The sequence below is a fragment of the Solimonas variicoloris DSM 15731 genome, from assembly GCF_000382285.1.
Lineage (GTDB): Bacteria > Pseudomonadota > Gammaproteobacteria > Nevskiales > Nevskiaceae > Solimonas > Solimonas variicoloris.
In genome coordinates, this window is sequence record NZ_KB907926.1 from 359,606 (window position 1) to 379,084 (window position 19,479).

At 70.3% G+C, this 19,479-nt stretch carries 15 protein-coding genes; 9 read left to right on the plus strand and 6 right to left on the minus strand.

Annotated elements, in window-relative coordinates; genetic code table 11:
• Positions 1 to 8: 8 nt before the first annotated feature.
• Entirely contained in the window at positions 9 to 830 is an 822-nt protein-coding gene (locus tag H149_RS0104230) for a FecR family protein (RefSeq protein ID WP_020648493.1), read from the plus strand.
• A gap of 112 nt (positions 831 to 942) precedes the next feature.
• Here the strand turns inward: H149_RS0104230 and H149_RS0104235 are convergent, their stop codons facing one another.
• The 5 genes from H149_RS0104235 to H149_RS0104255 form a co-directional block, all read right to left on the minus strand.
• Entirely contained in the window at positions 943 to 2,112 is a 1,170-nt protein-coding gene (locus H149_RS0104235; RefSeq protein ID WP_020648494.1) for a UbiH/UbiF/VisC/COQ6 family ubiquinone biosynthesis hydroxylase, read from the minus strand.
• A complete protein-coding gene (gene ubiH / locus H149_RS0104240) occupies positions 2,112 to 3,335 on the minus strand; it encodes a 2-octaprenyl-6-methoxyphenyl hydroxylase (protein ID WP_020648495.1) in 1,224 nt (407 codons plus the stop codon). Before ubiH ends, H149_RS0104235 begins: the two co-directional genes overlap by 1 nt.
• Entirely contained in the window at positions 3,332 to 4,663 is a 1,332-nt protein-coding gene (gene pepP, locus H149_RS0104245; protein ID WP_020648496.1) for a Xaa-Pro aminopeptidase, read from the minus strand. Before pepP ends, ubiH begins: the two co-directional genes overlap by 4 nt.
• A 6-nt stretch (positions 4,664 to 4,669) precedes the next feature.
• Positions 4,670 to 5,239, minus strand: coding sequence for a UPF0149 family protein (locus H149_RS19645; protein WP_169518306.1), 570 nt, complete (start codon positions 5,237 to 5,239; stop codon positions 4,670 to 4,672).
• A gap of 73 nt (positions 5,240 to 5,312) precedes the next feature.
• Positions 5,313 to 6,221 (minus strand): LysR family transcriptional regulator, encoded by a 909-nt coding sequence (locus tag H149_RS0104255; protein WP_020648498.1) that lies wholly within the window; start codon positions 6,219 to 6,221, stop codon positions 5,313 to 5,315.
• A gap of 106 nt (positions 6,222 to 6,327) precedes the next feature.
• Here H149_RS0104255 and ilvD point away from each other — a divergent pair, with 106 nt between their 5' ends.
• The 5 genes from ilvD to H149_RS0104280 all read left to right on the plus strand — a co-directional run bounded on the left by ilvD (position 6,328) and on the right by H149_RS0104280 (position 13,456).
• Positions 6,328 to 8,166, plus strand: a complete 1,839-nt coding sequence (gene ilvD, locus H149_RS0104260) for a dihydroxy-acid dehydratase (protein ID WP_026352843.1) — start codon at positions 6,328 to 6,330, stop codon at positions 8,164 to 8,166.
• Positions 8,167 to 8,397: 231 nt separating this feature from the next.
• The gene (locus H149_RS19650; RefSeq protein ID WP_051101786.1) at positions 8,398 to 9,492 is read left to right on the plus strand and encodes a sigma-54-dependent Fis family transcriptional regulator; all 1,095 of its coding nucleotides are present in this window, start codon (positions 8,398 to 8,400) and stop codon (positions 9,490 to 9,492) included.
• A gap of 152 nt (positions 9,493 to 9,644) precedes the next feature.
• Complete coding sequence (locus H149_RS0104270; protein ID WP_020648500.1) at positions 9,645 to 10,754, plus strand: S-(hydroxymethyl)glutathione dehydrogenase/class III alcohol dehydrogenase; 1,110 nt, start codon at positions 9,645 to 9,647, stop codon at positions 10,752 to 10,754.
• A gap of 53 nt (positions 10,755 to 10,807) precedes the next feature.
• A complete protein-coding gene (fghA, locus tag H149_RS0104275) occupies positions 10,808 to 11,644 on the plus strand; it encodes an S-formylglutathione hydrolase (protein WP_020648501.1) in 837 nt (278 codons plus the stop codon).
• Between the two features lie 105 nt (positions 11,645 to 11,749).
• Positions 11,750 to 13,456 (plus strand): putative bifunctional diguanylate cyclase/phosphodiesterase, encoded by a 1,707-nt coding sequence (locus tag H149_RS0104280; RefSeq protein WP_020648502.1) that lies wholly within the window; start codon positions 11,750 to 11,752, stop codon positions 13,454 to 13,456.
• A 39-nt stretch (positions 13,457 to 13,495) separates the two neighbouring features.
• On the opposite strand, the gene scpC is transcribed toward H149_RS0104280, so the two are convergent.
• The gene (scpC, locus tag H149_RS0104285) at positions 13,496 to 15,010 is read right to left on the minus strand and encodes a succinyl-CoA:acetate CoA-transferase ScpC (protein WP_026352844.1); all 1,515 of its coding nucleotides are present in this window, start codon (positions 15,008 to 15,010) and stop codon (positions 13,496 to 13,498) included.
• Positions 15,011 to 15,420: 410 nt separating this feature from the next.
• On the opposite strand from scpC, the gene argA reads away from it, so the two are divergent.
• From argA to H149_RS0104300, 3 genes are all read left to right on the plus strand, one after another.
• Positions 15,421 to 16,737, plus strand: a complete 1,317-nt coding sequence (argA, locus tag H149_RS0104290) for an amino-acid N-acetyltransferase (protein ID WP_020648504.1) — start codon at positions 15,421 to 15,423, stop codon at positions 16,735 to 16,737.
• 155 nt (positions 16,738 to 16,892) lie between these two features.
• On the plus strand, positions 16,893 to 17,822 hold the full coding sequence (locus H149_RS0104295; RefSeq protein ID WP_020648505.1) for a restriction endonuclease: 930 nt from the start codon (positions 16,893 to 16,895) through the stop codon (positions 17,820 to 17,822).
• Between the two features lie 157 nt (positions 17,823 to 17,979).
• Positions 17,980 to 19,374 (plus strand): adenosylmethionine--8-amino-7-oxononanoate transaminase, encoded by a 1,395-nt coding sequence (locus H149_RS0104300; protein WP_020648506.1) that lies wholly within the window; start codon positions 17,980 to 17,982, stop codon positions 19,372 to 19,374.
• The last annotated feature ends 105 nt before the right edge of the window (positions 19,375 to 19,479 follow it).

The window sequence follows — 19,479 nt, forward strand, 5'->3', positions numbered from 1 at the left end:
GAACCGCCATGCGCCACCTCCCTGCCCTGTTCGCCGCCTGCGCACTCGCCTGGCTCGCCCCGGCGATCGCCGCCGTGCCGGCGACACCGTCGGCGAACGCCGCGCCGGCCGCCGGTGAAATCGTCCTGCTGACCGGCCACGGCACCGCGCTCAGCCCCGACGGCGGCAACGTCCGCGACCTCGCCAAGGGCGACAAGGTCTACGCCGGCGACGTCGTCAACGCCGGCCCCAACAGCTACATCAACGTGCGCTTCAGCGACGGCGCCTTCGTGCTTCTGCGGCCGAACTCGCGCTTGGCGATCGAGGCCTATGCCTACGCCGGCCCGGCACCGGACGCTGCGGCCAAAGCGGACACCCCGCCCGCGGCCACGCCGCCGGTGCCAGCGGCCGCGCCGGCGGCGACCGCGCCGTCGTCCGGCGGCGTGCAGCGCGCGTTCCTGCGCCTGCTCAAGGGCGGCTTGCGCACAGTGTCGGGCCTGATCGGCAAGGCCGATCCGGAGGAATACCGGGTGACGACGCCGGTCGCCACGATCGGCATTCGCGGCACCGACTACTACGCGTATCTCTGCGATCTCGCCTGCGCCAGCGATCCGATCATCGTGCAAAGCCTCGAACTGCTGCATCTCGAACAGGGCGTGGCGCTCGGCGCGACGCTGAACGGCGTGCTCGCCGGCAGCATCGCCGTCACCAACGCCGCCGGGCACACCGAGATCCTCGGCAACGGCCAGTACCTGCTGACGCTGAGCGACGGCCGTCAGATCCGCCTGCCGGAAGAACCGCGCTTCCTGCGCGTCACGCCGTTCCCGAATCCGCAGACGATGTGCCCGTAAGCCTGTCGACGGCACGAGCCGGCCGCGACCGTCGTGGACACACGAGGGTCGCGGCCTTTTTTGTCTCGGGAGCCGCTTTCGCGTCCGCCAGCCGGCGCCGGCCAGCGACGCTTCAGGCGCCGATCGCGCGGCGCACCAGTTCGCGGCGCAGCGGGGCGACGGCGTTGACGGCGGCAAGACCGGCATCGCGCAGGCGGCCGGCGCCCGGCACGCGGAAGGCGCGATACAGGCCGTCGGTCACCGCCAGCATGTCGAGCACGTCGGCGCGACGCGCGCGCTCGTAGCGCTTCAGCACGCGCGGCGCCGCCCAATCGCGCCCCTCGGCGCGTGCCGCGGCGATCGTGTCGAGCAGGACGGCGACGTCGCCGAAGCCGAGATTGACGCCCTGCCCGGCGAGCGGATGGACGACGTGCGCGGCATCGCCGACCAGCACTGCGCGCCCGGCGACGTAGCGCTCGGCGTGCTGCAGCGCCAGCGGAAATTGCACACGCCGCGTGCAAGCGGTGATGGCGCCGAGCACGTGCTGGCTGGCCTCGCCGAGCGCGCGGCAGAACGACTCGTCGTCGAGCGCGAGCAGCGCCTCGGCCGCGGTCGACGACCAGACGATCGACGAGCGCCCGTCGGCGAGCGGCAGCAGCGCCAGCGGGCCGGTCGGCAGGAAGCGCTGCCAGGCAGTCTGTCGATGCGGCCGCTCGGTGCGCACATGGCAGACCACCGCGGTCTGCTCGTAGCGGGCGCTGACGGCTTCGATGCCGAGCGCCGCACGCAGGCGCGATTCGCGTCCTTCGGCGATGACCAGCAGACGCGTGCGCAGCGTGCCGCCGTCGTCGAGCCGCAGTTCGGCGCCGGCATCGTCGCTCGCCACCGCCGCGACCTGCACGCCGGCGCGCGCCACGCCCGCCGGCAGATGCCGCCACAGCACGTCGGCGAGCAGACCGCTCTCGACGATATGGCCCAGCGCCGGCACGCGGGCGTCGCCGGCGTCGAAACGCAGGGCGCGTTCCGCCTCGCTCTCCCAGACCTGCATGCGCTGGTACGGCGAGCTGCGCGTGGCCTGCACCTGCGGCCACACGCCGAGACGTTCGAGCAAAGCCACGCAGGACGGCGCCAGTGCGTAGACGCGCAGATCGTAGTCGTCGCCGGCATCGAGCACGCGCGGTGTCGGGCCGCCGCGCTCGAGCAGCTGCACGCTCAGACCCTGCTGCGCGAAACCGAGCGCGGCCGCGGCGCCGACCAAGCCGCCGCCGACGACGGCGACGTCGCACTGCGCGATCGCGCGCATCAGCCGCCCCGCGCCAGGCGCGGCGTGTCGCCGCCGAAGCCGAGGTTCTGCCACATCACCGCCTGCTTCAGCGGCGGCGCCAGATCGAGCGCGAGCAGGCCGAGATGGCGCAGGCCGCGCAGGCCCGGCACGCGGTTCGAGAACAGACGCACCAGATGGTCGGTGAAGCCGGCGACGCGCTCGCGATCGCGCGCGCGGCGCGCGGCGTAATCGTCGAGCACGGCGGCCACGCCCGGATCGGCGCCGGCCGCGTCGAGCACTTCGATGACGGTGGCGACGTCGCGCAGACCGAGATTGAAACCCTGCGCCGCGACCGGATGCAGCGACTGCGCGGCGTTGCCGACGAACAGCACGCGCGACGCCTGCAGCGCGTCGCTGAGCACGCGCGCCAGCGGATGCGCCTGGCGGCGGCCGAGCTCGACGAAGCGGCCGAGGCGCTCGCCGAAACAGGCTTCGGCGGCGGCGATGAATTCGGCATCGCTGGCGGCGAGCCGCGCGGCGACCGCCGCCGCCGGCGTGGTCCACACCAGCGAGCAGGTGTGCGCGTCGCGCGTCTTCGGCAGCAGCGCGATCGGCCCTTCCGGCGTGAAGCGCTCGTAGGCGCAGCCGCCGTGCGGCCGCGTCGTGCGCACGGCGCTGACGATCGCCGACTGCTCGTAGTCGCGGCGCGCGCTGCCGATGCCGAGCAGCTCGCGCACGCGCGAGCCGGCGCCGTCGGCGGCGATGACCAGCCGCGCACGCAGGCGCTGACCGTCGGCGAGCTGCAGCGTCGCGCCCTCGTCGTCGCGCTGCAGGCCCTGCAGCTGCGCCGGGCAGTAGAGCGCCGTCGTGCCGAGCGCCTGCAGGCGCTGCCACAGCGCCTGGCCGATCGCACGCAGCGGCACGTTGTAGCCGAGCGCGTCGAGGCCGGCCTCGGCGGCGCTGAAGCGGGCTACGCCGAAACGGCCCTGCTCGGAAATGTGCGTCGAGGTGATCGGCGCCGCCTCGGGCGCCAGCGCGTCCCAGACGCCGAGCGCGGCGAAGATCTGCTGGCTGGCGTGATTGAGGGCGATGCAGCGCTCGTCCCAGCTCGGCGCCGTCGCCGGCGGCGGCGCCGCCTCGATCAGCGCCACGCGGCGCCCGCCCGGCGCGAGGCCGACGGCGAGGCTGGCGCCGACCAGACCGCCGCCGACGATCGCGACGTCGAATGCCGGCGGCGGCGCTGCGTCCGTCACCGCGCTCACGCCGCCATCAGCTTTTCGATTTCAGCGACGGCCTTCGGCACGCCGCCGGTCAGCACGCGCGGACCGTCGTCGGTCACCACCACATCGTCCTCGATGCGGATGCCGATGCCCCAGTAGCGCTCGTCGACGCCCTCGCTGCCGGGGGCGATGTAGAGACCGGGTTCGACCGTCATCACCATGCCGGCCTCGAAGCGGCGGTACTCGCCGTCGATCCGGTAGCGGCCGACGTCGTGCACGTCCATGCCGAGCCAGTGGCCGGTGCCATGCATATAGAAGCGACGCTGTTTGCCGGCCCTGATCAGATCCTTGACGCTGCCCTTGAGCAGGCCGAGATCGACCAGACCTTCAGTGAGGATGCGCGTCGCCACCTCGTGCGGCTTGCCGACCGACTCGCCGACCTTCAGCGTCTTGATCGCCGCCTCGTTGGCGGCGAGCACGATCTCGTAGACCTCCCGCTGCGCCTTGCTGAAGCGGCCGCCGACCGGGAAGCTGCGCGTGATGTCGGCGGTGTAGCCGTCGAGCTCGCCGCCGGCGTCGATCAGCAGCAGCTCGCCGTCGCGCAGCACGTCGTCGTTCTCGACGTAGTGCAGGATGCAGGCGTTGGCGCCGCCGCCGACGATCGAGCCGTAGCCCGGCTGCATGCCATGGCGCAGGAAGTGCGCCTCGATCTCGGCGCCGACCTGCCATTCGCGCAGGCCCGGCCGCGCCGCGCGCATGGCCAGGACGTGCGCCTCGGCGCTGATCCGGCAGGCCTCGGCCAGCGTCTTCAGCTCGCTCGCCGACTTGTGCAGGCGCATCTCGTGCAGACTGGTCTCGAGTGCGACGAAGTCGGTCGGCGCCATCGCGCCGCGGCGCGACACCTCGCGGATCTCGCGCACGCAGGCGGCGATCTTCGCGTCCCATTCGGGGTGCTCGCCCATCGTGTAGTGCACGCGCGAACGGCCGCCGAGCAGCTGCGGCAGCTGCTCCTCGAACTCCTCGATGGTGAACGCCTCGTCGACCTCGTAGTCGTGCACCGCGCCCTCGGGCCCGGCGCGACGGCCGTCCCAGATCTCGCGGGCCGGATCGCGGGAACGCACGAACAGCACGTACTCGGCCTTGTGGCCGTCGACCTTGCGGCCCGGCACCAGCACCAGCATGGCGTCCGGTTCGGGGAAGCCGCTCAGGTACATGAAGTCGCTGTCCTGGCGGAAACGGTAGTGCGTGTCGCGGGCGCGGATCACCTCGCGCGCCGACGGGATGATGGCGACGCCGTCGCGACCGATGCGCTTCATCAGCGCGGCACGGCGGCGGGCGTATTCCTTCAGGGCTGCGGCATTCGGCTTCATGGCATTTCAGTGCAGGTGCTGCGACTGCGCGGGATCGAGCGTCGGCCGCGGGTGCAGCTCCATGTACAGCAGCTGCGCACCGACGCGCACGTACTCGACGAGCTCGGCGTAGGCGGTTTCCTCGATGTCGGGATCGTCTTCCTCGCCGACCGCCGCCTGCGTGAACTCGGTCAGATCGCGGACGATCTCGCGCGCGTCCTCGCTGAGCCGCGCGAGGTCGAGGCCCGGGCGGCTGGCGAAGCCGAACAGAAAGCCCTCGCACCAGCTGACCAGCGCGCGCACGCGCGGCACCAGCGCGACCTCGTCGTCGTCGGGCAGCAGCAGGTCGAACGCCATGTCGCTGTCCTGCAGCGCCTCGACCGTCTCGCGGCGCAGCTCGACCAGCGCGCGGCGCGTGTCGGGATCGTTCGGCACCGCCTGTTCGTCGTGCTCGATCAGGCGCAGCAGATCGATCTCGTCGGGCTTGGCGACGCACAGCGCGCCGCACAGCGCGCCGTGGTACTCGGAAGCGTCTTCGCCGTGGCCGATGCGCGCGAGCGTAGCGGATAGGCGTTCGTAGGCGGAGGAATCGGACATGGTGCGCATTATAGGCGCCGCGCCCCGCGGCGGCCGATGGCGGTGCATCGGCAACGCCCTCCGCCAGCGGCGTTCAGGCGCCGGCGGCTGCGTCGTCGCCGGCAGCGACGCGATGCAGGGTTGCGGCGAAGTTGTCCGCCAGCGGGCCGCTGTCGCCGCGCGGACGCAGGATGCCCAGCTCGATCTGCGCCGGCCGGCCGCGCAGCGGCCGGTACTGCACGCCGGCGCGCTGCAGCTGCTGGACCGAGGCCGGCACCAGCGCGACGCCCATGCCGCTCGACACCAGACCGATGATGGTCTGCATCTGCCGCGCGCTCTGCGTGATGCGCGGCACGAAGCCGGCGGCGCGGCAGCGGCTGATGATGAGATCGTAGAGCCCCGGCCCGATGTCGCGCGGCGGCACGATGAAGCTGTCCCTGGCGAGCACACGCAGGTCGACCGCGCCCTCGCCCTGCACCGCCGGATGATCGGCCGGCGCTGCCAGCACCAGCGCCTCGCGCAGCACGCGCTCGAAGCGCAGATCCGGCTCGTCGACCGGCGCGAGGCCGATCGCCAGATCGAGCCGCCCGGCGCGCAGCTCGCGGATCTGCGCGTCGGTCGTCAGCTCGTGCAGCTGCACCTCGACCCGCGGATAGCGGCTTCGGAAACGCTTCAGCGCCGGCGGCAGGATGCCGTAGTCGGCGATCGACACGAAGCCGACCGCCAGCGCGCCGACATCGCCTTCGTGGACCTGCCGCGCGCGCTGGCGGGCCTGTTCGAGACGCAGCAGCGCGGCCCGCACTTCCTCGTAGAACACCACGCCGGCGGCGGTCGGCGTGACGCCGCGGTTGCTGCGTTCGAGCAGCCTGACGCCGATCTCGTCCTCGAGCGCCTTGAGCTGGGTCGACAGCGGCGGCTGCGAGACGTGCAGGCGCGCCGCCGCACGCGACAGGCTGCCCTCCTCGACAATCGCCGTGAAATACCGCAGCTGGCGCAGGTCCACTATTCGCAATCCCTATATCGGCCTTCTCGATATTGTATTAGCCGATATACACGAAGCGCAGCACAATAGCGCCCTTTCCCAGCCTTGCCCGCCAGGACCTCACGCCATGCCCCATTACCGCTCCCGTACCAGCACCCACGGCCGCAACATGGCCGGCGCCCGCGCGCTGTGGCGCGCCACCGGCATGAAGGACGGCGATTTCGGCAAACCGATCATCGCCGTCGCCAACTCGTTCACGCAGTTCGTGCCCGGCCACGTGCACCTCAAGGAGCTCGGCCAGCTGGTGATCGAGGAGATCGAGAAGGCCGGCGGCATCGGCAAGGAGTTCAATACGATCGCCGTCGACGACGGCATCGCCATGGGCCACGACGGCATGCTCTATTCGCTGCCGTCGCGCGACATCATCGCCGACAGCGTCGAGTACATGGTCAACGCGCACACCGCCGACGCGCTGGTCTGCATCTCCAACTGCGACAAGATCACGCCCGGCATGCTGATGGCGGCGATGCGCCTCAACATTCCGGTCGTGTTCGTCTCCGGCGGCCCGATGGAGGCCGGCAAGACCAAGCTCGCCGACAAGGTCATCCCGCTCGACCTGATCGACGCGATGGTCGCCGCCGCCGACGACAAGGTGTCGGACGCCGACGTGCAGCAGATCGAGCGTTCCGCGTGCCCGACCTGCGGCTCGTGCTCGGGCATGTTCACCGCCAATTCGATGAACTGCCTGACCGAGGCGCTGGGCCTGTCGCTGCCCGGCAACGGTTCGCTGGTCGCCACCCACGCCGACCGCGAACAGCTGTTCCGCCGCGCCGGCCGCCTGGTCGTCGAACTGGCGCGCCGCTACTACGTCGACAACGACGAGCGCGTGCTGCCGCGCAACATCGCGAGCAAGGCGGCGTTCGAGAATGCGATGTCGCTGGACATCGCGATGGGCGGCTCGACCAACACCGTGCTGCATCTGCTGGCGGCCGCGCAGGAAGGCGAAGTCGGCTTCGCGATGCAGGACATCGACCGCCTGTCGCGCCAGGTGCCGAACCTGTGCAAGGTCGCGCCGTCGAGCCACCACCATCTCGAGGACGTGCATCGCGCCGGCGGCGTGATGGCGATCCTCGGCGAGCTCGACCGCGCCGGTCTGCTCGACACCTCGGTGCCGACCGTGCACAGCCGCTCGCTGGCCGAGGCGCTCGACAACTGGGACATCGCGCGCACGCAGGACAGCGCCGTCCACGAATTCTTCCGCGCCGGTCCGGCCGGCATCCGCACCACGCAGGCCTTCTCGCAGAGCTGCCGCTACGACGCGCTCGACCTCGACCGCGAGAAGGGCTGCATCCGCGACAAGGCCCACGCCTACAGCCAGGACGGCGGCCTCGCGGTGCTGTACGGCAACCTCGCCGAGCGCGGCTGCATCGTCAAGACCGCCGGCGTCGACGCCAGCATCCTCACGTTCGGCGGCCCGGCGGTCGTCTTCGAGAGCCAGGACGCGGCGGTCGATGCCATCCTCGGCGGCCAGGTCAAGGCCGGCGACGTCGTCGTCATCCGCTACGAAGGTCCGCGCGGCGGCCCGGGTATGCAGGAGATGCTGTACCCGACCAGCTACCTGAAATCGAAGGGGCTCGGCAAGCAGTGCGCGCTGATCACCGACGGCCGCTTCTCCGGCGGCACCGCGGGCCTGTCGATCGGCCATGTCTCGCCGGAAGCGGCCGAGGGCGGCAACATCGGCCTGATCGAGAGCGGCGACCGCATCGAGATCGACATCCCGAAGCGCACGATCCGCATCGCCGTCAGCGACGAGGAACTGAGCAAGCGCCGCGCCGCGCAGGACGCCCTCGGCTGGAAGCCGGCGGCGCCGCGCCAGCGCCGCGTCAGCACCGCACTGAAGGCCTACGCCAAGCTCGCGACCAGCGCCGACCGCGGCGCGGTGCGGGACCTGAGCCTGCTCGACTAGCGCCTGCTGACAGGCGCCGAGAACGGTCGCCCGGCAACCCCGACGGCCCCGGCCGCGGCCCTCCACAGGGTGCCGTGGCCGGGGCTTCTCCCGTCCCGGCACCTCGCGCACCGTGAAGCCGCGGGCCGTGCCCTTGCCGCAACGCCCGACGGCGCACCTGCCTGCCGCTGCCGGCCGCCGCGCGCGCCAGCGCTTATCATCCGGCGCACTTTCCGTAACACCGTCGCCGCCATGAAGCCAGGCTCCCATTCCCTGCAGCACGCCCGCCTGGTCGCGGACGTCGTCAGCGGCGGCCGCGCGGCGGCGCGCTACGACGCTCAGATCCGCGCGTCCTGGCAGCGCTGCCTCGCCGACTACGCGCTGCAACCGGGCCGGCCGCGGCGCCCGGCGATCGTGCGCGGCGCCGAGCTGCGCCAGCGCCGCGAGCGTGCCGGCGCGATCTATCCGATCGCCCAGATCGAGATGCGCAGCCTCTGCCAGCTGTTCAACGCGCCGGTCGGCGTGATGCTGACCGACCGCGACGGCGTGATCCTCAGCTACTGCGGCGATCCCTCGTTCGCCGAGATGGCCTACGCCGCCGGCTTTCGCGAAGGCGCGGTGTGGAGCGAGGCCGAACAGGGCACCAACGGCATGGGCACCTGCCTGGCGATCGGCGCGCCGGTGCTGATCGAGGGGCCGGCCCACTTCCTCTCGCAGAACGCCGGCCTGACCTGCTGCGCGGCGCCGATCGCCGACGGCCGCGGCCGTCTGGCCGGCACGCTCAACATGTCCGGACGCCTGCCGCTGTCGGCCGGCCCGACGCAGGCGCTGGTGCGCCTGGCGGTGCAGAACATCGAACACCGCGCGCTGCTCGACCACCACCGCCACGACCATCTGCTGCGCTTCCATCCGCGCCGCGAGTTCGTCTCGACCGCCGGCGAAGGCCTGCTCGCGTTCGACGCCGACGGCATCGTGCTCGCCGCCAACCGCAGCGCGCTCGACTGGCTCGGGCGCACGCAGCACGCCGAGGTCTGCGGCGCGCCGGTCGAAACCTTGTTCGGCTGCCGGCTCGAACGTCTGCTGGCGCTGTCGCGCACGCCGACGCACGCGCAGCCGCTGCCGCGGCCCGGCGCCGGGCTGCTCTGCTACGGCATCGTGCAGGCGCCGCCGTCGGCCGCGTCCGCGGCCGGCCGGCCGCTGGCCGACGCCGAGCGCGAAACGCTGCGCGACATGCTCGAACGCTGCGGCTGGAACGTCAGCCTCGCCGCCGGCCGTCTGGCGATCAGCCGCCGCACGCTGTACCGCAAGCTCGAACGCCACGCGCTGCAGCGCTACCGCAGCGACTGAGTCCGCCGCGCCTGTGCCACATCTGGCACAGGTTTGCGCCACCCGGCGCGCGCCGGCACGATGCCGCTTTCCTCGCCTCGCGAGGCCGGATCGCGCGCGCGGTCCGGCCCGTCCGGCCTCCCCCTCCCGCCCACGCCCGCCAGGAGTTCCCCATGGACGTCCGCGCCGCCGTCGCCTTCGCAGCCGGCCAGCCCCTCGTCATCGAAACCGTGCAGCTCGACGGCCCCAAGGCCGGCGAGGTGCTCGTCGAGCTGAAAGCCACCGGCATCTGCCATACCGACAAGTACACGCTGTCCGGCGCCGACCCGGAGGGTTTGTTCCCGAGCATCCTCGGCCACGAAGGCGCCGGCGTCGTCGTCGATGTCGGGCCGGGCGTGAAGCACCTCAAGAAGGGCGATCACGTCATTCCGCTCTACACGCCGGAATGCCGCGAGTGCAAGAGCTGCACCTCGCGCAAGACCAATCTGTGCACGGCGATCCGCGCCACGCAGGGCCAGGGCCTGATGCCCGACGGCACCTCGCGCTTCAGCTTCCAGGGCAAGCCGATCCATCACTACATGGGCTGCTCGACCTTCGCCAACTACACGGTGATGCCGGAGATCGCGCTCGCCAAGATCCGCGAGGACGCGCCGTTCGACAAGGTCTGCTACATCGGCTGCGGCGTGACCACCGGCCTCGGCGCGGTGTTGTTCACGGCGAAAGTCGAGGCCGGCGCCAACGTCGTCGTCTTCGGCCTCGGCGGCATCGGCCTCAACGTCATTCAGGGCGCGAAGATGGTCGGCGCCGACAAGATCATCGGCGTCGACGTGAACCCCGCACGCGAGACGATGGCGCGGCAGTTCGGCATGACGCATTTCGTCAATCCGAAAGAGATCGAAGGCGATCTGGTCGCCCATCTCGTCGAACTGACCGGCGGCGGCGCCGACTACAGCTTCGAGTGCGTCGGCAACACGACGCTGATGCGCCAGGCGCTCGAATGCTGCCATCGCGGCTGGGGCGTCAGCACCATCATCGGCGTCGCCGCCGCCGGCCAGGAGATCAGCACGCGCCCGTTCCAGCTCGTCACCGGCCGCCGCTGGCAGGGCTCGGCCTTCGGCGGCGCGCGCGGCCGCACCGATGTGCCGAAGATCGTCGACTGGTACATGGAGAAGAAGATCGCGATCGACCCGATGATCACGCACGTGCTGCCGCTCGAACGCATCAATGAGGGCTTTGATCTGATGACGCGCGGCGAGTCGATCCGCAGCGTCGTCGTCTACTGATGACGGCCACGCCGGCGACGCCGGGCGCAGACGATCACCGCACCAGACCGCACATGGAAACGATCTCCGAACAGCGCTGCTTCGACGGCGTGCAGAGCCGCTACACGCACGCCTCCGGGCAGACCGGCACGACGATGCACGTCTCGGTCTATCTGCCGCCGCAGGCAGGCAGCGGCAAGGTGCCGGCGCTGTACTACCTCGCCGGCCTGACCTGCAGCGACGAGACCTTCATGATCAAGGCCGGCGCGCAGCGCCTCGCCGCCGAGCTGGGCCTGGCGCTGGTCGCCTGCGACACCAGCCCGCGCGGCATCGAGCTGCCGGGCGATCGCGAGCACTGGGACTTCGGCGTCGGCGCCGGTTTCTATCTCGACGCCACGCAGGCGCCGTGGTCCGCGCATTACCGCATGGGCTCGTACGTCAATCTCGAACTGCCGGCCCTGATCGAGGCGCACTTCCCGGTCGCGAGCGACCGCCGCGGCATCTTCGGCCACTCGATGGGCGGTCACGGCGCTCTGGTGACGGCGCTGCGCCATCCGGCGCGCTGGCAATCGGTCTCGGCGTTCGCGCCGATCAGCAATCCCTGCCGCGTGCCGTGGGGCGAGAAGGCCTTCACGCACTACCTCGGCGAGGAGCGCGCGCGCTGGCGCGACTGGGACGCCAGCGAGCTGATGGCGGCGCGCGCGCACCCGTCGACGATCCTCGTCGACCAGGGCGAAGCCGATGCCTTCCTCGACCGTGAACTGCAGCCGCAGGCGCTGGAGACGGCGGCGCGAATCTCGGGCCAGTCGCTGAGGCTGCGCCGCCACGCCGGCTACGACCACAGCTACTGGTTCATCCAGACTTTCGTCGCCGACCATCTGCGCCACCACGCCGCCATCCTGAATCGCTGACCGGTCGCCCGGCATTCACCGGCTGGCGCGGCGCTCGTGCGCGCATGCCTGCTGCTATCCTGATCGCAGAACATCAGCGGGCAAACCATGGAAAGAGGACCGCCTATGCTGGAGAACTCGCCGATCACGGCATCAGTGGAGACACTGCAGGCGATACTCAACGCCATTCCGAATCCGGTGTTCCTCAAGGACCGCCAGCACCGTCTCGTCGTCGTCAACGACGCGATGTGCGCGTTGATGGGCCAAACTCGCGAGCAGATGCTCGCGCAAGGCGACGAGCCCCTGCCCGGCGAGCAGCGCGACGTGTTCTGGAGGATCGACGACCTCGTCTTCGAAAGCGGCCAGCAGCACGATAACGAGGAAGTCCTGACCGATGGCAGCGGCTCGCTGCGCGTGATACTGACGCGCAAGCGGCTGATCCACCTGCCGACGCGCGACGGCGAGCAGCCGTTCATCGTCGCCGTGATCTCGGACATCACGCGCATCCGCGAATCGGAAGCGCGCACGCTCTATCTGGCCGAGCACGACACGCTGACCGGGCTCGCCAATCGCTCGCAGCTCGACGAAAGGCTGCGCGCCACGATCGCCGCGGCAGCCAGTTCCGGACATCAGGCGGCGCTGCTGATGCTCGACATCGACCGCTTCAAGGACGTCAACGACCAGTACGGCCACCCGGTCGGGGACCAGCTGCTGAGCATCGTCGCCAAGCGTCTGGTCGGGCTCGTCCGCCCGACCGATACCGTCGCCCGTCTCGGCGGCGACGAGTTCTGCATCGTGCAGGGCGGCCTCCACCAGCCGTCCGGCGCGTACAGCCTGGCGCAGCGCATCCTCACCGCGATCGCGCGGCCGATCTCGATCGGCTCGCTGTCGGTCAGCGTCACCACCTCGATCGGCATCGCCATCTTCCCGGACGATGGCACGACGCCGGAGGCGCTGCTGAAGAACGCCGACGATGCCCTGTACGCCGTCAAGCGCGGCGGACGGCACGGCTGCCGGCGCGCCGAGGGCGTCGCCGAGCCGCACGGCGCACCGGCCTGGAACATCGAATCCGATCTGCGCGAAGCCTTGAAGAACGGGCAGCTGAGCCTGGCCTTCCAGCCGCTCGCCGCTGCCGCCGACGGCAAGACCCGCGGCTTCGAGGCGCTGGTGCGCTGGCAGCATCCGACGCGCGGCGCGATCCAGCCGCAGGAATTCATTCCTGTCGCCGAGTCCTGCGGACTCATCCACGAGCTCGGCGCCTGGATGCTGCGCGAAGCCTGCGCGGCGGCGCAGAAATGGCCGTGGCCCCTGCAGGTCGCCATCAACGTTTCGCCGGTCCAGCTCGAGAGCCGCGAACTGCTGATGCACGTGCGCGACGCGCTGGCGAGCTCGGGCCTGCCAGCATCGCGTCTGGAACTCGAAGTGACCGAGTCGGCGCTGCTCGACCATTCCGGGCACGTGATGGAAATGTTCAGCCAGCTCAAGGCGCTCGGCGTCAGTCTTGCGCTCGACGACTTCGGCGCCGGCTGGTCGTCGCTGGCGACGCTGCACAGCTTCCAGTTCGATCGCATCAAGATCGACCAGCGCTTCATTTCGCACATCGAATCGGACGCCCGCGCGGTCGCGATCGTGCGCGCGGTGCTGAGCCTCGCGCAGACGCTCAACGTGCCGGTGACCGCCGAGGGCATCGAGGACAAGGCGCAGTTCCTCGCGCTGCGGAAGATGGGCTGCACCGAACTGCAGGGCTTCTACCTGGGCGCGCCGCAGGCGCAGGCGAAACTGCCGGACGCGCTGCCGTGGCTGCCGCCCGCCGCGGCGCCGGAGAAGCGGTAAGGCAAGACGCCCCGGCGCTGCGCGCCGGGGCCTGGCATCTCAGGCGACGGCGCTCGCGCGCGGCAGCAAGCGCATCGTGCCGGTATCGCGATAGCGCGTGTGCCAGGCGATCGCTTCTTCGAGAATGTGCGGCGTGTTGCCGCCGCGCTGGCAGGCGGCGCGGAAGTAGTCGCGCAGCACATCGCGGTAGATCGGGTGCACGCAGTTCTCGATGATCGTGCGGGCGCGCTCGCGCGGCGCCAGGCCGCGCAGATCGGCGAGGCCCTGCTCGGTGACGATGATGTCGACGTCGTGCTCGGTGTGATCGACGTGCGCAACGAACGGCACCACGCTGGAGATATCCCCGTCCTTGGCGATCGACTTGGTGACGAACACCGACAGGTGCGCATTGCGCGCGAAATCGCCGGAGCCGCCGATGCCGTTCATCATGTGCGTGCCGCCGACGTGCGTCGAATTGACGTTGCCGTAGATGTCGCACTCCAGCGCGGTGTTGATCGTGATCAGGCCGAGGCGGCGGATGACCTCGGGATGGTTGCTGATCTCCTGCGGGCGCAGCACCAGGTAGCGCTTGTAGTGATCGATGCCGGCGAGCACGCGCTCGTAGAGCGGTTTCGACAGCGTGATCGACGAGGCCGAGGCGAACGCCAGCTTGCCGGCGTCGATCAGCTCGATCGAGCTGTCCTGCAGCACTTCCGAATACATCTTCAGGCTGTGGAACTGCGACTCGATCAGGCCGTGCAGCACGGCGTTGGCGATCGTGCCGATGCCCGCCTGCAGCGGCTGCAGTGTCAGCGGCAGGCGCCCGACGCGGACCTCGTTGCGCAGGAACTCGTCGAGATGGCCGGCGATCGCGCGCGTCTCGGCGTCCGGCGGCAGCACGTTGGACGGGCTGTCGGCCTTGTTGGTGATGACGATCGCGACGATCTTTTCCGGATCGACCGGAATGTACGGCAGGCCGATGCGCTGTTCCGGCGTGATCAGCGGGATCGGCAGGCGATGCGGCCGGTAAGTGGGAATGAAGATGTCGTGCAGGCCTTCGAGCGCCGCCGGCATCGTCAGATTGATCTCGACGATGATCTTGTCGGCGAGAATCGCGAAGCTCGCGGAATTGCCGACCGACGTGGTCGGCACGATGCCGCCATGCTCGGTGATCGCGGTCGCCTCGATCACGGCGACGTCGACCGGCGCCAGCTGGCGGCCGCGCAGCTGCTCGACCGTTTCCGACAGGTGCTGGTCGATGAACATCACTTCGCCGGCGTTGATCTTGCGGCGCAGCGTCGGATCGGACTGGAACGGCATGCGGCGACCGATGACGCCGGCCTCCGACAGCACTTTGTCGATGTCATTGCCGAGCGAGGCGCCCGTCATCAGCGTGATTTTCAGCGGCGCGTTCGCGGCCCGCTCGGCGAGCGCCAGCGGCACGGCCTTGCAGTCGCCGGCGCGCGTGAAGCCGCTCATGCCGACCGTCATGCCGTCCTCGATCAGGGCAGCCGCCTGATCGGCGCTCATGATGCGGCTGGCAAGGCTGGGGCGACGGATGCGATCGGAGTACATGGCCTTTCCTCGGGCTGAACGTTTATCGTGCGGCGCGTCTCGCGCGGCCGCGATGGTAACGACCGGCGCTCGGCCAGTTTGTCGTCTCGGCGACATTCGCAGGGATTCCCCGCCAGACGGCAGGCCGCCGGCGGTCGGGGAGGTCCGCCGGCGGCCCCGGCTGGCGCATTTGCGGGGTCCCGACACCACTCGGGGGTTCGCGCCAACGACTTCATCTTAGATCGGCCACCCGGCGCGGCCTTGACCGGCGTCAATCCGGCGCGTGGGGCATGCCGCGAAACGGACCGCCTTCGGTGCGGCCGCTAACGCAAGGCATCGCGGCTCGGCGCCATCCCGCCCGCACGCACGCGTCCGGCCGGCGGCGCCTGCCTCGCCACCGGCGGTTCGGGCCGGCGCCCTATAATTCGCGCATGAACCCGTCCGACTTCGTTTCCGTGCTGCGCGGTTGCGCGCCGTATGTGCATGCGCACAACGGCCGCGTGTTTGTCATCGCCTTCGGCGGCGAAGCGGCCGAGCGACCGGACTTCGACTCGCTGATCTACGACATCGCCCTGCTGCACAGCCTCGGCGTCAAGCTGATCCTCGTGCACGGCATCCGCCCGCAGATCGACGCCCGGCTCAAGGCCCAGAGCATCGAACCGCGCTTCGTCGACAACGTGCGCGTCACCGACCGCGCCGCGCTCGAATGCGCCAAGGCCGCCGCCGGCAGCGTGCGCATGGACATCGAGGCGCGCCTGTCGACCTCGCTGGCGTCGACGCCGATGGGCGGCGCGCGCCTGCGCGTCGCCGGCGGCAACTGGATCACCGCGCGCCCGGTCGGCGTGCGCAGCGGCATCGACCACCAGTTCACCGGCGAAGTCCGCCGCGTCGACACCGAGACGATCGCCCAGGTGCTCGCGCAGGATCGCGTCGCGCTGCTGTCGCCGATCGGCTACTCGCCGACCGGCGAAGCGTTCAACCTGCGCGCCGAGGACCTGGCGACCGCTGTCGCCGTGGCGATGGGCGCCGACAAGCTGGTCTTCGTCACGCCAACCAATCCCGACCAGTGGGGCCTCGCCGAGGGCACCGGCGACGCCGGCCAGCTGTCCTGGGCCGAGGGCGAGCAGCTGCTCGAATCCGGCACGCTGACGCCCATCGACCACGGCTACCTGCAGGCCGCGCTCGCCGCCACCAAGGGCGGCGTCAAACGCATCCACCTCGTCGGCCACGACGATGGCGCGCTGCTGCGCGAGCTGTACACGCGCGACGGCGTCGGCCTGATGCTGTATTCGGATGCCGACTACGAAGCCACGCGCGACGCCACCATCGAGGACGTCGGCGGCGTGATGGCGCTGATCCAGCCGCTCGAACAGCAGGGCATCCTCGTGCCGCGCTCACGCGAGCAGCTGGAGCTCGACATCCAGCACTTCAACGTCATCGTCCGCGACGGTCTGGTCATCGCCTGCTGCGCGCTGTTCCCGTTTCCGCAGAACGCGATGGGTGAGCTGGCCTGCGTCGCCGTGCACCCGGAATACCGCCGCGCCGGCCGCGCCAGCGCGCTGCTCAAGCGCGTCGAGAGCGAAGCCCGCGCGATGGGCCTGAAGAAACTGTTCAGCCTCACCACGCACACCCCGCACTGGTTCATCGAGCACGGCTTCCACAAGGCGCCGATCGACGAGCTGCCAGTGCAGAAGCAGCGCCTCTACAACTACCAGCGCAATTCGCTGGTGGTGATCAAGGACCTGTAGCAGGTCGCCATACCGCCGGGGCCGACAGCGACGAGCCGAGTCCGCGCGCCGATGAGCTTCCTCGGTGAGGCGACTGGCACGCCGGCACCCGCGCTGCAACTGCACAAGAGGCAGCCTGCACGTTAGCCTTTGCGGGCCAAGCTTGGGGAAGCGCCGTGCCTGTACCGACTTTCGACCAGTTCATCGAACCGATCCTGCGCCATCTCGCCGCACATCCGGAAGGCGTGCCGGCGCACGCCGCGCACGAAGCGGCGGCAGGAGCGCTGGGCCTGAGCGCCGAGCAGCGGCAGGAACAGATCGGCAGCGGCCAGGCGACGTACAAGAACCGCTCCGGCTGGGCGCACGACCGCCTGAAGCGCGCGGGCCTGTCGACAAGCCCTCGCCGGGGTTATTGGAAGCTGACCGACGCCGGCATCGCTTACGCTCGCGAGCACGCGTCGCCGCTGCCCGCCAAGGAGGTCGAACGGCTGGCGACCGCCAACGTGGCGCTGCGACTCGGCAACAACGACCCGCAGAGCAAACCGGCCATGCCGGACATCGCCCCGCCGTCGATCCCTCCCGGCGCGCCGGTCAGCCCTGAAGAACGCCTCGAACAGGCATTGCAGGAACTGCGTGACAGCGCCGCGGCCGATCTGCTCGAAAGCCTCAAGCGCGCCTCTCCCCTGCATTTCGAGAACATCGTGCTCGATGTCCTGCACGCGCTCGGTTACGGCGCGAGCCGCGACGACCTGCAGCGCGTCGGCGGCAGCGGCGACGGCGGCATCGACGGCGTGATCTCGCTCGACAAGCTCGGCCTGGAAAAGGTTTACGTACAGGCCAAGCGCTGGAAGGAAAACACGGTCGGCCGTCCGGACCTGCAGGCCTTCTACGGCGCGCTGGCCGGCCAGAGGGCGAAGCGCGGCGTCTTCATCACGACGTCCAGCTTCACGCCGCAGGCTCAGGACTTCGCGAAGTCCGTCGAGGGCATCGTCCTCGTCGACGGCGCCAGGCTCGTGCATCTGATGATCGAGCACGAGGTCGGCGTCTCGTCGCGCATCATCAAAGTGCCGAAGCTCGACAGCGACTATTTCGACGAAGACAGCTGAACGCATCCGCGCAGCTCTCCCCACCGAACGAGGGGCGGACGCCCGACTCGGGCAGCAAGCCGGCGCAACGGCGGCGCCGTTACAATTTCGAATCACTGTCGACAAGCCGCAGCCGGCGTTGCCGGACCGTAACGCCGCGGCCACCGTACCCTGCCCCATGACCAACGAAGACTGGAAGCAACGCTCGCTCGCGCATGTCTGGCATCCCTGCACGCAGATGCGCGACCACGCCGGCGCCGCGCCGGAAATCCCGCTGATTCCCATCGCGCGCGCCGAGGGCGTCTGGCTCGAGGACTTCGAGGGCAAGCGTTATCTGGACGCGGTCAGCTCGTGGTGGACGAACATCTTCGGCCACCGCCACCCGGCGATCGTCGCGGCGCTCAAGGATCAGCTCGACACGCTCGACCACGTCATCTTCGCCGGCTTCACGCACGCGCCGGCCGTCGAACTCGCGGAGCGCCTCGTGCGCCTCGCGCCGCCGGGCCTGAATCGCTGCTTCTTCGCCGACAACGGCTCGTCGGCGGTCGAGGTCGCGCTGAAGATGAGCTTTCACTACTGGCGCAACGTCGGCAAGACGAAGAAGACACGCTTCATCGCGCTCGACAACAGCTACCACGGCGAGACGCTCGGCGCGCTCGCGGTCGGCGGCCCGAGCATGTACCGCGACACCTACGCGCCGCTCCTGCTGCAGCCGATCCACGTGCCCTCGCCCGACTGCTACCCGCGCGGCGCCGGCGAGAGCTGGGAGGACTACACGCGCCGCCAGTTCTGGCACATGGAGCAGGTGCTGGAGCGCCATGCCGACGAAGTCTGCGCGGTGATCGTCGAGCCGCTGATCCAGTGCGCCGGCGGCATGCGCATGTACCACCCGCTGTACCTGACCCTGCTGCGCGAGGCCTGCGACCGCCACGGCGTGCACCTGATCGCCGACGAGATCGCCGTCGGCTTCGGCCGCACCGGCCGCATGTGGGCCTGCGACTGGGCGCCGCCGCCGCGCCACGACGAGGACGCGCAGCCCGGCATCACGCCGGACTTCATGTGCCTGTCGAAAGGCATCACCGGCGGCACCCTGCCGCTGGCGGTGACGCTGACGCGCGAGTCGATCTACGAGGCGTTCTGGGCCGAGTACCGCGAGGGCAAGGCCTTTTTGCATTCGCACTCGTACACCGGCAATCCGCTCGCCTGCCGCGCCGCGCTGGCGACGCTGGATCTGTTCGAGGAAACGCGCGCGCTGGCGACCAACCGCGCCGTCGCGCAGCTGATGTGGGCGCAGACCGCCGAGCTGCGCCAGCTGCCGCATGTCGCCGAGGTGCGCCAGCAGGGCATGGTGCTGGCGATCGAGATGGCGAAAAACATTCGCACCAAGGAACCGTTCCCGGCCGCCGAGCGCCGCGGCCTGCGCGTCTACAACTACGCGCTCGAACAGGGCGTGCTGCTGCGCCCGCTCGGCAACGTCATCTACTTCATGCCGCCGTACGTCATCACGCCGAAGGAGATCGAACGGCTCGTGCAGGTCGCGACCGAGGGCATCCGCCGCGCCGTGCGCGACTGACATTGACCTGACACCGGCACGTCGGCCGCGACCGGCGTGCGCGCGCCACAGCGCTCTGTCATCGCCGTTTCACTTCGCTCCCGCATCGTCGGCGTTTTCTTCGGG